Source organism: Sphingobium sp. SG1 (genome assembly GCF_057063145.1).
Genome location: NZ_JBVVOJ010000005.1, coordinates 1 through 13,016, shown reverse-complemented (window position 1 = coordinate 13,016; position 13,016 = coordinate 1). Strand labels below are relative to the sequence as shown.

At 66.6% G+C, this 13,016-nt stretch carries 12 protein-coding genes; 7 read left to right on the top strand and 5 right to left on the bottom strand.

Annotated elements, in window-relative coordinates; genetic code table 11:
* Nucleotides 1-25 precede the first annotated feature (25 nt).
* Complete coding sequence (locus tag AC0KVN_RS12795) at nt 26-871, bottom strand: oxidoreductase (protein ID WP_435567379.1); 846 nt, start codon at nt 869-871, stop codon at nt 26-28.
* Nucleotides 872-921: 50 nt separating this feature from the next.
* Here AC0KVN_RS12795 and AC0KVN_RS12790 point away from each other — a divergent pair, with 50 nt between their 5' ends.
* A complete protein-coding gene (locus AC0KVN_RS12790) occupies nt 922-1,515 on the top strand; it encodes a TetR/AcrR family transcriptional regulator (protein WP_435567380.1) in 594 nt (197 codons plus the stop codon).
* A gap of 28 nt (nt 1,516-1,543) precedes the next feature.
* On the opposite strand, the gene AC0KVN_RS12785 is transcribed toward AC0KVN_RS12790, so the two are convergent.
* Nucleotides 1,544-2,425 (bottom strand): helix-turn-helix domain-containing protein, encoded by an 882-nt coding sequence (locus tag AC0KVN_RS12785; RefSeq protein WP_333701503.1) that lies wholly within the window; start codon nt 2,423-2,425, stop codon nt 1,544-1,546.
* A 151-nt stretch (nt 2,426-2,576) separates the two neighbouring features.
* On the opposite strand from AC0KVN_RS12785, the gene pobA reads away from it, so the two are divergent.
* The 3 genes from pobA to AC0KVN_RS12770 are packed head-to-tail and all read left to right on the top strand — an operon-like array spanning nt 2,577 to nt 5,317.
* Nucleotides 2,577-3,758 (top strand): 4-hydroxybenzoate 3-monooxygenase, encoded by a 1,182-nt coding sequence (pobA, locus tag AC0KVN_RS12780; RefSeq protein ID WP_435567381.1) that lies wholly within the window; start codon nt 2,577-2,579, stop codon nt 3,756-3,758.
* Nucleotides 3,759-3,814: 56 nt separating this feature from the next.
* Nucleotides 3,815-4,585, top strand: a complete 771-nt coding sequence (locus AC0KVN_RS12775) for an NUDIX hydrolase (RefSeq protein ID WP_435567382.1) — start codon at nt 3,815-3,817, stop codon at nt 4,583-4,585.
* A gap of 3 nt (nt 4,586-4,588) precedes the next feature.
* Nucleotides 4,589-5,317, top strand: coding sequence for an extensin-like domain-containing protein (locus tag AC0KVN_RS12770; protein ID WP_435567383.1), 729 nt, complete (start codon nt 4,589-4,591; stop codon nt 5,315-5,317).
* 6 nt (nt 5,318-5,323) lie between these two features.
* On the opposite strand, the gene trpE is transcribed toward AC0KVN_RS12770, so the two are convergent.
* Entirely contained in the window at nt 5,324-6,826 is a 1,503-nt protein-coding gene (gene trpE, locus AC0KVN_RS12765; RefSeq protein ID WP_435567443.1) for an anthranilate synthase component I, read from the bottom strand.
* A 22-nt stretch (nt 6,827-6,848) separates the two neighbouring features.
* The gene (locus AC0KVN_RS12760; RefSeq protein WP_483656139.1) at nt 6,849-8,798 is read right to left on the bottom strand and encodes a peptidylprolyl isomerase; all 1,950 of its coding nucleotides are present in this window, start codon (nt 8,796-8,798) and stop codon (nt 6,849-6,851) included.
* Nucleotides 8,799-9,009: 211 nt separating this feature from the next.
* Here AC0KVN_RS12760 and tpiA point away from each other — a divergent pair, with 211 nt between their 5' ends.
* The 3 genes from tpiA to AC0KVN_RS12745 all read left to right on the top strand — a co-directional run bounded on the left by tpiA (nt 9,010) and on the right by AC0KVN_RS12745 (nt 12,229).
* Entirely contained in the window at nt 9,010-9,753 is a 744-nt protein-coding gene (gene tpiA, locus AC0KVN_RS12755; protein WP_435567384.1) for a triose-phosphate isomerase, read from the top strand.
* Between the two features lie 376 nt (nt 9,754-10,129).
* Nucleotides 10,130-10,507, top strand: coding sequence for a preprotein translocase subunit SecG (gene secG / locus AC0KVN_RS12750; protein WP_004211256.1), 378 nt, complete (start codon nt 10,130-10,132; stop codon nt 10,505-10,507).
* 90 nt (nt 10,508-10,597) lie between these two features.
* Nucleotides 10,598-12,229, top strand: coding sequence for a CTP synthase (locus tag AC0KVN_RS12745; protein WP_284111665.1), 1,632 nt, complete (start codon nt 10,598-10,600; stop codon nt 12,227-12,229).
* A 131-nt stretch (nt 12,230-12,360) separates the two neighbouring features.
* Here AC0KVN_RS12745 and AC0KVN_RS12740 read toward each other — a convergent pair.
* On the bottom strand, nt 12,361-13,016 hold a 656-nt coding region (locus tag AC0KVN_RS12740; protein ID WP_483656138.1), incomplete at its 5' end, for an oxidoreductase.

Here is a 13,016-nt window from a genome sequence, read left to right as displayed (position 1 = left end):
TTCGGTTGGCGGGCGATCGCCGCGCTTATGCGGTAAAGTTGGTGGAGCGGGACAGTTCGCGCCACTGCGCGATCTCTGCTTCCATGGCGGCCATCTTGCCTTCGACCAGGCCCAGCGCATCGTCGCCCAGGAGCAGGCGCGTCGGCGGTGCCGGCGCCTCCACCAGCGCCAGCAAGGCCTGCGCCGCGCGCGCGGGATCACCCGGCTGTTGCCCGCTCTTGGCCTGACGCGCCGCCCTGATCGGGTCCATGACTGCGTCATAATCAGCGATGCTGCGCGGCGTGCGGTCCATCGACCGCCCGGCCCAATCGGTGCGGAACTGGCCGGGCGCCAGCGCCGTCACATGAATGCCGAACGGCGCCACTTCCTTGCCCAGCGCTTCGGAAATCCCCTCCAGCGCGAACTTGCTGCCGCAATAGAAGCTGATGCCGGGCATGGTGATGAACCCGCCCATGGAAGTGATGTTGACGATATGCCCGCGCCGCCGTTCGCGCATTCCGGGCAGCACCGCCTTCATCATCGCCACCGGGCCGAACACATTGGCCGCGAACTGGCGCTGCAGATCGTCGATCGACGATTCCTCCAGCACGCCCTCATGACCATAGCCCGCATTGTTCACCAGCACGTCGACCGACCCGGCGCGCCGCTCGGCCTCCGCCACGGCCGCCGGAATCGCGTCCAGATGCGTCACGTCCAACTGCAGCGGATGCGCGCGTCCGGGCGCCAGCGCCGCAAAGGCGTCGGCATCCTTGGAGTGCCGCATGGTCCCGACGACGGCATGGCCGGCGTCCAGCGCGCCCTCGGCAAAGGCCCGGCCCAGGCCGGAACTGACGCCGGTAATCAGGAAAGTCTTGGGGATCAGCGCCGACATGGCCTACTCCATGATTTGAACATCAACTATATCATGATATAGATAGCAATATGACGTCCATCAAGCCCCCCTCGACCGGTTCGCGTGGTGAACCTGTGCGCAATCGTGTGATCGACGCGGCCGAACGCCTGCTGCGCGACGGCAAGGCGGAATTTTCGATGCGCGATCTGGCGACCGAAGCGGGCGTCAGTTTCGCCACGCCTTTCAACCAGTTCGGCAGCAAGGCCGCGATCATGCACGCCCTGTCGGCGCGGCGGATCGCCACCGCGACCCAGCGCTTCGCGGACAAGCCGCGGCTCGACGATGCCGGCCAGCGCGTGCTGCTGGCGGTCGCCACGGTGGTCGAGTTGATGCTGGAAGAACCGCGCGTGAATCGGGCGGTGATGGGGTGGCTCGGCACGCCGGGGCCGACCCATGGCGAAGTGCTGGCGCAGTCCACCGCGCTGTGGACCCTGGCGATCGGTGCTGGCGAAGGCCTGGTTGAAGGACACCCGGCGCTGCCCGCCCTGGCACGGCATCTGGCCTTCGGCTTTCGCGGTGTGCTGTCCTTCTGGACGGCCGGTGAATTGCCTGATGACGAACTTGCTGCCAATGCCCGCGACGTGGCGAACGCCTTGCTGGGCGGCGCAGCCAGCCAGTCCTGATCGTCATGCCTAGGGCGGGCGGCGTGTCTTATCCGTTCGTGCCCTGTTGTGCCTCGCGATAGGCGCGGGCGGACAGGCCCATGTTGCGCTGGAAGAAGCGGCTGAAATAGGCCGGGTCGGCAAAGCCGATCGAAAAGCCGATCTCGGCAATCGACAGGTTGGAATAGAGCAGGGCCCGTTGCGCTTCGAGCAGGGCGCGCTGGTCCAGCATCTGCGCCGGCGATCGTCCCGCCATCCGCGCGCAGGCGACGCGCAGCGCGGTCTGGCTGACGCCTAGCGCGGCGGCATGGATCGACACCGGTTCGCGCAGGCGGAAGCGCTGCTCGATCCGTTCGCGCAGCCGCGCCACGATCGACGCATGTGGTCCGGCGCGCGGGGCGGCATGGACGGCGGCGCTGCGATGGCGCAGTGCCGTCACCAGCAGCGACAGCATCGCCGCATCGACCGCCGCCCGGTGGCCCGGCGCCGACCAACTGAGTTCGCGCATCAGATCGGCCACCAGCCGTTCGACTGGCGGCAATTGCGCCGCGCTCATCTCGATCGCGTCTGGCCGCTCGAACAGGCCGGTCAGTTCCGGGCCATGGCGGCCCAGATCCTGCAGATAGGCGTCCGCCATGGTGATGACGAAGCCGGCGGTTTCCTCCAGCCATTTGAAGCCATGCACGGCGGTGGCCGGCACCAGCAGGAAGCTGGGCGCGACGAAGCGTAGCTCCGCGCCATCCGCCTCCATCGCGCCGCCGCCCGAGGTAATGAGGAAGATATGGCTCAGCTCGCTATGGGCATGCGGTTTGATCGTCCATTCGCTGGGACGCGAACGATCGTCCAGCGTTTCGACATGGACGAAGCCCTCCGCCACCAGCCTGTGGGGTTCACCATAAAGATAGAAGGTCGGGAAGGACTGTTTCGACATCGGGCATGGTCCCGTCGGGATGCGCTGGGGCTGATGAATTGTCCAATTAATAGGCTGGTGCGCCCATGTCCATCGCCGGCCGTGCGGATACGATGGGCGCATCGGACAAACAGGGGCGCCGTCAGCGCGCCCGGATCATGAGAGGATGCGAATGCGCACCAGCATAGCCATTATCGGCGCCGGCCCGGCCGGCATGTTCCTGGCCCATCTGCTCGCGGCGGAGGGCATTGCCGCTGTCGTGCTGGAACGGCGCGACCGGGCCTATGTCGAGGGGCGGGTGCGTGCCGGCGTGCTGGAACAGGTGACGACCGACCTGATGCATCGACTGGGCCTCGGCAGCCGGCTCGATCGCGAGGGGCTGGTCCATGGGGGCACCCAGATTTCGCTCGACGGTTCGCTGTTCCGCATCGACATGGCGGCGCTGACCGGCGGCAGCGCGGTCACCGTCTATGGCCAGCAGGAGGTGATGCACGACCTGTTCGAGGCGGCGCCGGAGCGCGGCGTAGAGATCGTCTGGAATGCGCAGGATGTGACGCTGGAGGAACTGGACGGCGATCATCCCGTGGTCCGCTGGCGCCAGGATGGCGTCGCGCAAGAATTGCAATGCGACTATGTCGTCGGCTGCGACGGCTATCATGGCGTCAGCCGCAACAGCATCCCCGCCCATGTGCTGCGCACGTTCGAGCGCGTTTATCCGTTCGGCTGGCTCGGCATATTGGCCGATGTGCCGCCCGTCGACCATGAACTCATCTACGCCAATCATGAGCGCGGCTTCGCGCTCGCCTCGATGCGCTCGCCCACGCGCAGCCGCTATTATATCCAGTGCGGCCTCGACGAGCAGGTCGAGGACTGGTCCGACGACCGTTTCTGGGACGAGCTTTGCCTGCGCCTTGGCCCCGACGCCGCATCGCGCGTCACCCGCGGGCCGAGCTTCGAGAAGTCGATCGCGCCGCTGCGCTCCTTCGTGTCGGAACCGATGCGCTGGGGCCGGCTGTTCCTGGCCGGCGATGCTGCCCATATCGTGCCGCCGACCGGTGCCAAGGGGCTCAACCTTGCCGCGTCGGACGTCATCATGCTGAGCGAGGCTTTGGTCGACCATTATCGCGGCGGATCGGATGCCGGGCTGGACGGCTATTCCGCCCGTGCCCTGGCGCGCGTCTGGAAGGCGGAGCGCTTTTCCTGGTGGTTCACCTCGATCACGCACCGCTTCCCCGACATGGACGGTTTTGCCCGCCGCATCCAGGCGGCGGAGATCGACTATATTCGCGGGTCGCAGGCGGCGCAGCGCACGCTGGCGGAAAATTATGTCGGCCTTCCGCTGATGGCCGCCTGACGCCTCTGGCCGGGGCGGGGCTTTACCGCCCCGCCGGATGCGGCCTAGACCGGGGCATGAGCCAAGAGAATGACGCGGGCCGCCCCGCAGCGACGATCGTGATCGTGCGCGACCGGCCGGGGACAGCGCCCGACCTGTTGATGATGGAACGGGCCGCGACCATGGCCTTTGCCGCCGGTGCGCTGGTCTTTCCGGGCGGTGGCGTCGATGATAGCGATCGGGCGCTGGCCGCCAGTATGTCTAGCGATCTGGCCAGTGACGAGGTCGCTGCGCGGATCGCCGCCATTCGCGAGACGATCGAGGAAAGCGGTTTGGGCGTCGGCCTGGCGGGGTCTGTCGATGCCGCGACCGTGTCGGCGATTCGCGCGGGCCTGCTCGGTGGGGCGCCGCTCGGCGATCTTCTGGCGCCGCGCGGCATCGCCCTGGCGCTGGATGCGCTGGTGCCGTTCGCCCGCTGGCACCCGTCTACACGGGAAAAGGCGATCCGTGTCTATGACACCCGCTTCTATCTCGCCCGCGCGCCGCTGGGGCAGGAGGCAAGCGTCGACGCGACCGAGAATGTCCGCCTGTTCTGGAGCAGCGCCGCCGCGACCATCGCCCGTGCCGATGGCGGCGAGGGGCATGTCATCTTCCCGACCCGTCGCAATCTGGAACGGCTGGCGCAATATGACAGTTTCGACGCGCTCGCCGCCCATGCGCGCAGCATCCCGGTGGAAAAGGTGCGCCCCTGGTTCGAGGAGCGCGACGGCGAGCCGCATCTCTGCATCCCGGCGCATCTGGGCTATCCGGTCACGTCGGAACCAATGCGGCAGGTCCGGCGTGGTTAGGGGATGCGCCGCCTTCATCTGACCCTTCGTGCCCTTGTCATTGTCGCTGTCATCCTTGGCCTGCTCTGGGTCGGCTATGCGCTGCTGCGCCAGCGACCGCAGGATCTGCCCTGGACCAGGCTGGACCTGTCGCAGCCGGTCGGCCTGTTCACCGGTCGCAAGCTTGCCGCGCTGACCGGCGACCGGGCGCAATGTCTGGCGCTGCTCGACCGGGCAGGCATTGCCTATACGGCGATGAAGCCGGGCGGGGGCGAGGGGCAGTGCGACTATGCCGACGCGGTCCGGCTGAAGGCGGAAAAGGACATGATCGCCTTGTCACCCGCCGGGGTGGCGCCGTCCTGCCCGGTAGTTGCCGCCCTGCGCGTCTGGGAATGGCAGGTGGTGCAGCCCGCCGCCCAGCGCCTGTTCGGCCAGCCGGTGCGCTCCATCACCCATTTCGGTTCCTATAGCTGCCGGCGCATGTATGGCCGCAGCCAGGGGGACTTCAGCGAACATGCCACGGCCGACGCGATCGATGTCGCGGGCTTCGTGCTGGCCGATGGCCACCGGATCAGCGTGGTCGGCGACTGGAAGGGAGAGGGCAAGGACGCCGCCTTCCTGCGTGACGTGCGCGATGGCGCCTGCGACCTCTTCTCGACCGTGCTCTCGCCCGACTATAATGCCGCCCATCGCGATCATTTCCACCTCGACCAGGCGGAACGCGGCGCGACGGGCTGGCGGGCCTGTCGTTAAAGGTGGTTACTGCCCGTAGCCGGCCTGCTTGGCCAGGCTGACGGCTTCACGCGCGGCGGCGAGCAGGGCGCCGCTCTTGGCCTCGCATTCGCGCTGTTCATATTCGGCGGTCGAATCGGCGACGATGCCGGCACCGGCCTGGACGTGCATCACGCCATCCTTCAGCACGGCGGTGCGCAGCACGATGCAACTGTCCATATTGCCGTCCGGTCCGAAATAGCCGACGCCGCCAGCATAGGCGCCGCGCGTTTCCGGCTCCAGTTCGGCGATGATCTCGCAGGCGCGGACCTTGGGTGCGCCCGACACGGTGCCGGCGGGGAAGCCCGCGAACAGCGCGTCGATCGCGTCCTTCTCCGGTGCCAGCCGGCCGACCACGTTCGACACGATGTGCATCACATGGCTGTAGAATTCGACCGTATAGCTTTCGGTCACGGTGACGCTGCCGGCGCTGGCGACGCGGCCGACATCGTTGCGGCCCAGGTCCAGCAGCATCAGATGCTCGGCCCGTTCCTTGGGATCGTCGAGCAGGCTGGCGCGGTTGGCGGCGTCCTCGACCGCATTCTTGCCGCGCGGGCGGGTGCCGGCGATCGGCCGGATCGTCACTTCGCCATCGCGGGCGCGGACCAGGATTTCCGGGCTGGACCCGATCAGCGCAAAGCCGGGCAGGTCGAGATAATAGAGGAAGGGCGACGGATTGATCCGGCGCAGCGCGCGATAGAGCGCGATCGGGGGCAAAGTGAAGGGGCTGGTGAAGCGCTGCGCCAGCACCACCTGGAAGATGTCGCCCGCGACGATATAGTCCTTGGCGCGGTCGACCATCTGGGCGTAGCGGCCCGGTTCCAGCACCGGCGTCACGTCGATCTCGGCAATGTCGGCCGGGGCGGGCACGGCCGGCAGCGGCGCGGCCAGGCGCGCGGCGGTCGCGTCGATCCGTTCCAGTGCCTGCGCGATCGCCTTGTCGGCGTCGGCAGCCTGATCCTTCCACACCGGGGCGACCAGGAACAGGGCGTCGGCCAGGCGATCGAACACCAGGATGACGGTCGGCCGCACGAACAGCATGTCGGGTAGGGCGATGTCGTTGGCGGCCGGGCGGGGCAGCTTTTCGACCAGGCCTACCGTCTCATAGCCGAAATAGCCGACCAGACAGGCGAGCGCGGCCGGCAGGGCGGGGTCCAGATCGGCGCGGCATTCGGCGACCAGTGCGCGCAGCGCCTGCAACGCATCCTGTTCGGCGGGGACGAAGGCGTCGCGATCGGTCGCCCATTGGCGGTTGATCTCGCCCTTGGCGCCCTCGGCGCGATAGACGAGGTCGGGGGCCAGGCCGATCAGGCTGTAGCGGCCACGCACCGCGCCGCCCTCGACCGATTCCAGCAGGAAGTCGCCGCGGTCCGGCTCGAACAGCTTGAGCGCAGCGGAAATCGGCGTGTCGGTGTCGGCAATCTGCCGCCGCCACACCAGACCCGAACGGCCCTGTGCCAGTGCCGCGCGAGCGACGGCGGTGCCGTCCATCATTCCCCCCTGCGCCACCATCTTACTGCTCGCCGCTATTGGTGGCGGACAGCGCCTTCTGGGCTTCGGCCACGGCGTTCGCCTTGCGGGTCACGCCCATGTCCTTTTCGATCGCGCGCTCGAACTGGGCGCCATATTCCTCGCCCACGACGTCGCCCAGCTGGGTGCGGACCTGGTTCAGCAATTCGGGCTGACCGGCGGCGTCGCCGCGCTTGATGGCGTTCAATTGCACCACGAAGGTGCCGCGATCCTGGCCGATCGGCAGGGTCTTCACGCTGTTGGCGGCCATTGAGAAGAGGATGGCGATTTCGGCCGGCGGGCGCTGCTGGCCGCGCATCAGGTCGGCGCGACGGCCACCCACGACCTGCGGGGCGGGCAGCTTGACGCCGGCCTGGGCCAGTGCATCGGCCAGCTTGGTGCCCTTGGCGACCTTGGCGCGGATGTCCTCGGCGACCTTCTGCGCCTTCTCATAGCCCTGGCTCAGCTTATACTGGGCCACGACCAGCGGCTTGATCTTGGCGAGCGGCGGCGGGGCGGGGGCGACGATGTCGCCCGGCGCGGCCAGCGCATAGCGCTTGTCGGCAGTGATCGGCACCAGCTGGGCGTCATCGTCGGCGCTCATCGCGAAGACGGGCGCCAGCAGCGGCTGCAGGTCGCTGTTGGGCTGATAGGTTTCGTCCTCGACCTGCTTGCCGCTCGACACCAGCAGCGGCGAGGTTTCCAGCTTCAGGCCATTATCCTTCGCGACTTCCTCGAAGGTGCCGCCATTGGCGATCTGGTCCTCGATCTTGCCGGTGAAGTCGGTCAGCAGCTGCTTTTCCTTCTGGGTGCGCAGCGTGGCGATGATCTCATCACGCACCGAAGCCAGCGCACGGGCCGGGACATTGTTGAGCGCGGTGACGCGCAGCACGATCCAGCCGAGCGAACCACGGACCGGGCCGACCAGTTCGCCCTGCTTGGCGGCAAAGGCGGCGTCGGCGACCGGCTTGGACGCGGTGGCGGCCAGCGCCTCGCGGCTCTGGTCGGTCAGGGTCGACACGGCAAGGCCCGCGCCCTGTGCGGCGGCGGCCAGCGTCTTGCCGGCCTTCACCTGGTCGGCGATCGCCTTGGCGGCGGCCTGGGTCGGCAGCACAAGCTGCTCGACGCTGCGATTTTCCTTGGCGGCATAGGCCGCCTTGTTCTGGTTGTAGGCGGCGGTGATTTCCGCCTCGGTCGGCTGGGCCGCCTGGGCGAAACGCTCGCTGTCGATCACGGCATAGCGGATGCGGCGCTGTTCCGGGATGGTGTAGCGCGCGGCATTCTTCTTGTAGAAATCGGCGACCTGCGCGTCGGTCGGCTCCTTGGCGTCCAGGAAGGCGGCGGCCGGGATCGCGGCGATCGTGCCCTGGCGTTCCTCCAGCAGCAGCGACGCATAAGGCAGCGCCACGCTGTCGGGCAGCTTCACGCCCAGACCGACCGGGGCCAGCAGCTGGCGCTGCAGGATTTCGCGGCTGATATCGTCGCGCAGCGACTGTTCGCTGATCCGCTCGCGCTGCAGCAGGGCGCGGAAATTATCCTGGCTGAAATTGCCGGCCGCGTCCTGGAAGGCGGGGATCTGCGCGATCTGCGCATCGACCAGCCGCTTGCTGATATGGACGCCCTGGTCGCTGGCGAACTGCTTGAGCGTCAGCGCGGCGACCAGCTGGTCGAACACCTGCTTGCCGCCACCCTGGGCAAAGAAATCGCCGATCTGCATGCCGGGATTTTCGCGGCGCGCATTTTCGAACACGCGCTGAATGCGGTCCTGCAACTCGCTCATGCGCAGCTTGGAACCGCCGGCCTTGGCGACGGTGTCGCCGCCGCCAAGGCCGGTCCCGAACTTGCCGCTGGAAATGTCGCCCAGGATGAACGCCGCCGCGATCAACCCCAGAAAGAGGATCGCGAAAAGGGCGCCGAATTTGGAACGGATGAAACTGCGGAAGACAGAGAGCATGAGAATGTCCGGTTTTTATGCGGCGATATGGCGGCCCGCTTTAGGGGCGGATCGACCCGGCGGCAAGTGCGGCCGTGGCGGACGGTCTGGACAAATGCTGCATCGCCGTCCATCGGCTTGATTGCCTGAAAGCGGAACCAGGAGACGCGGCGCATGCCGTGGGGACCCGCTGCGGGCACGTGCAGCAATAATCACAAGGGGACATGGACCGATGAGCAGGCGCAAGCTGGTGGTCGGCAACTGGAAGATGAACGGGATGCGCGCGCATCTCGACGAGGTGGAGGCGATCGGCAAGCTCGCCGCGCAGCATCCGGCGGTGGAAGTCGGGCTTTGCCTGCCGGCCACTTTGATCATGGCCGGGTCGCAGCTGAAGGGCGCAGCCTTCATCGGCGCCCAGAACTGCCATATGGAACTGAGCGGCGCCTATACCGGCTCGCTGTCGGCGGAGATGCTGATCGAGGCGGGGGCGACCTGGGTCATCACCGGCCATAGCGAACGGCGCGAGACGCGCGGCGAGACCAACGCCGATGTCGCCGCCAAGTCGGTCGCCGCCCATGCCGCGGGCATGAAGGTGATCCTGTGCGTCGGCGAAACGCTCGCCGTGCGCGATGCAGGCGATGCCGACGAAGTGGTCACCGCCCAGTTGCTCGCCTCGCTGCCCGAAGGCGCAAGCGCCGACTGGCTGGCCGTCGCCTATGAACCCATCTGGGCGATCGGCACCGGCCGTATCCCGACGCTGGAGGCGATCCAATCGATGCACGCCACCTTGCGGGCTGCGCTCGCCAGCCGGATCGGCCCGGACCAGGCCGACGCCATGCGCATCCTCTATGGCGGATCGATGAACGGCGACAATGCCGCCGAGATCATTGCCCTGCCGGACGTCGACGGCGGCCTGGTCGGCGGCGCCAGCCTGTCGGCCGCCAAGTTCGAACCGGTGATCGCCGCCGCGGATTGATGCCGAACGCCCTCTCTTCGTGCGGAAGAGGGGGCATTCTGGCCTGATGCGAGTCGGGCTCGTTGCTGGCTGTGCGTTGAAGGGGCTGGCTATCTTCACTCCGTTCGCCCTGAGCGAAGTCGAAGGGCGCTGCTGAGCGAAGGCGAAGCTATTGCCTCGCTCCGCTCGGCCGAGGGCTTCGACTTCGCTCAGCCCGAACGGTTCTTTCACTGTTCAGACTTGATTATATGGGCCATTGCAAGCCATCCGCAGCACCCTCTGCACGCGCCCTCATCCATGCCTTCGTTCATATCGACAGGCTCGCCGGTTGCCCCGGCGGCCCATCATCGCTATGTGCGCGCCAACGCATTCCTTCATTGGACAGAAAAGAACCCGCATGTTCACCTTCCTTCTCGTCGTGCAGGCGATCGTCGCTGCCCTGCTGGTCACCGTCATTCTGATGCAGAAGTCGGAAGGTGGCGGTCTGGGCGTCGGTGGCAGCCCGGCCGGGCTGATGTCGGCGCGCGGCGCGGCGGATTTCCTGACGCGTTCGACCACGATCCTGGCGACCATCTTCGTCCTGCTGTCGATCACCCTGGCGGTCATCGCCTCGGTCCGTCATGCAGGCGGCGACATCGACACCTCGCTGGTCAAGTCGGCCCCCGCCACGCAGGCCCCGGCGCCCGCGACCGGCAACGCCGACCCGCTGGCCGGTGCGGCCAGTGCCGCCGGCAATGGTTCGGCAGCGAACGGCGCAGTTCCGCTCGCTAACTGACCTTTTCGTCGTTCATCGCCATATTTTTTGCGAGCGTGCGGATTCGCGCGCTTGCTCAACTCGTTTGTATAAGGCTAAGCCTCTTCTCCCATGACGCGGTATATTTTCATCACCGGCGGCGTGGTCTCCTCGCTTGGTAAGGGCCTCATGGCCGCATCCTTGGCAGCGCTGTTGCAGGCGCGGGGCTATCGCGTGCGAATCCGGAAATTCGACCCCTATCTCAACGTCGATCCGGGCACGATGTCGCCCTATCAGCATGGCGAAGTCTATGTGACCGACGACGGGGCGGAAACCGACCTCGATCTTGGCCATTATGAACGCTTTACCGGCGTGTCGGCGCGCCAGTCGGACAATGTCACCCAGGGCCGGGTCTATCAGACCATCATCCAGCGCGAACGGCGCGGCGACTATCTGGGCGCGACCGTCCAGGTCATCCCGCACGTCACCGACGAGATCAAGGCGTTCGCCACGGCGGAGACCGACGATCTGGACTTCGTGCTGTGCGAAATCGGCGGCACCGTCGGCGACATCGAATCGCTGCCCTTCATGGAAGCGATTCGCCAGCTCCATAATGATCTGGATCGCGGCCAGTCGATCTTCGTCCATGTGACCCTGGTGCCCTATCTTGCGGCGGCGGGCGAACTGAAGACCAAGCCGACCCAGCATAGCGTGCGCGAGCTGACCTCGCTCGGCATCCAGCCCGACATCCTGCTGTGCCGGGCAGAGCATCCGCTGCCCGAGAGCGAGCGCAAGAAGATCGCCCTCTTCTGCAATGTCCGTCCCGAGGCGGTCATTCCGGCGCTCGACGCCAAGAGCATCTATGCCGTGCCCGAGCAATATCATGCCGAGGGTCTCGACAATGAAGTGCTGCGCGCCTTCGGCATCACCGATGCGCCCGCGCCGTCGATGGACCGCTGGACCGACATCATGGATCGCCAGCTCAATCCCGAAGGCGAAGTGACGATCGGCGTGGTCGGCAAATATGTCGGCCTGCTCGACGCCTACAAGTCGCTGCACGAAGCGCTGCACCATGGCGGCCTTGCCAACCGGGTGAAGGTCAACATCAAGTGGATCGACGCCGAACTGTTCGAGAAGGGCGACGATCTCGCCGCCAGCCTCGAACCGATGCACGGCATTCTCGTCCCCGGCGGCTTCGGCGTGCGCGGGTCGGAAGGCAAGATCGCGTCGGTCAAGTTCGCGCGCGAACGCGACGTGCCCTTCTTCGGTATCTGTCTCGGCATGCAAATGGCCTGCATCGAAGGCGCGCGGAACACGGCGGGGATCGAGAATGCCTCGACCACCGAGTTCGGCGAGACCAGCGAGCCGGTCGTCGGCCTGATCACCGAATGGATGAGCGCGGAGGGCCTGCAGAAGCGCACCGCCGAAACCGATCTGGGCGGTACCATGCGTCTGGGCGCCTATCCGGCCAAGCTTGCGGGCAACAGCGTCGTCGCCGGCATCTATGGCAGCAACGACATCAGCGAGCGTCACCGCCACCGCTATGAAGTCAATGCCGGCTATCGCGAACCGCTGGAAAAGGGTGGCCTGATCTTCTCAGGCATGTCGCCCGACGGCACGCTGCCTGAAATCGTCGAGCGGCCCGACCATCCCTGGTTCGTCGGCGTGCAGTTCCACCCGGAACTCAAGTCCAAGCCGTTCGACCCGCACCCACTGTTCGCCAGCTTCATCGAAGCGGCGGTCAAGCAGAGCCGGTTGGTATAAAGCGTTTTCGAAGCAGGCGGGATCGCCTGCTGACTCTGAAAACGCGCAAAATAAGAACTGGTACAGTCGAACCGATATAATCGGATCGGCTGTGCCAGGATAAACGGGGCCGAAAGGCCCCGTTTTTCGTTTCAGCCCTTCGGCGCGTCGAACAGATTGCGATATTGGCGCGGCTGGCAGCGCAGATATTGCGGCGCGGCCTTCACCGAAGCGCCCAGATGCGCGGCGGCATGCCAGGGCCAGCGCGGATCATAGAGGATGGTGCGGGCGATCGCGATCAGGTCGGCGTCGCCGGTGCCGATGATCGCTTCGGCCTGCTCGAAATCGGTGATCAGGCCGACGGCGATCACCGGCATGTTGACCGCCTGCTTGACCGCGCGGGCCAGCGGCACCTGATAGCTCGGCCCCACCGGAATATCCTGGCGCGGGTCTAGGCCGCCGCTCGACACATGGATGGCGCTGCATCCGCGTGCCTCCAGCGCCTTGGCAAATGCGACCGTCTGCTCGATGTCCCAGCCACCTTCGACCCAGTCGGTGCCCGATACTCGCATCGTCACCGGCTTGTGCGCCGGGAACGCGGCGCGAACCGCGTCGAAAATCTCCAGCGGCAGGCGCATCCGGTTTTTCAGGCTGCCGCCATAATCATCGTCGCGCTGGTTGGAGAGCGGCGAGAGGAACTGGTGCAGCAGATAGCCATGGGCGCCATGCAGCTGGACACCTCGAAGAACCGTCGGATTATGTCCAACTGGGCGCAGGAGGAGGCGGCAGCGGGCGGGTAGTGCCGATT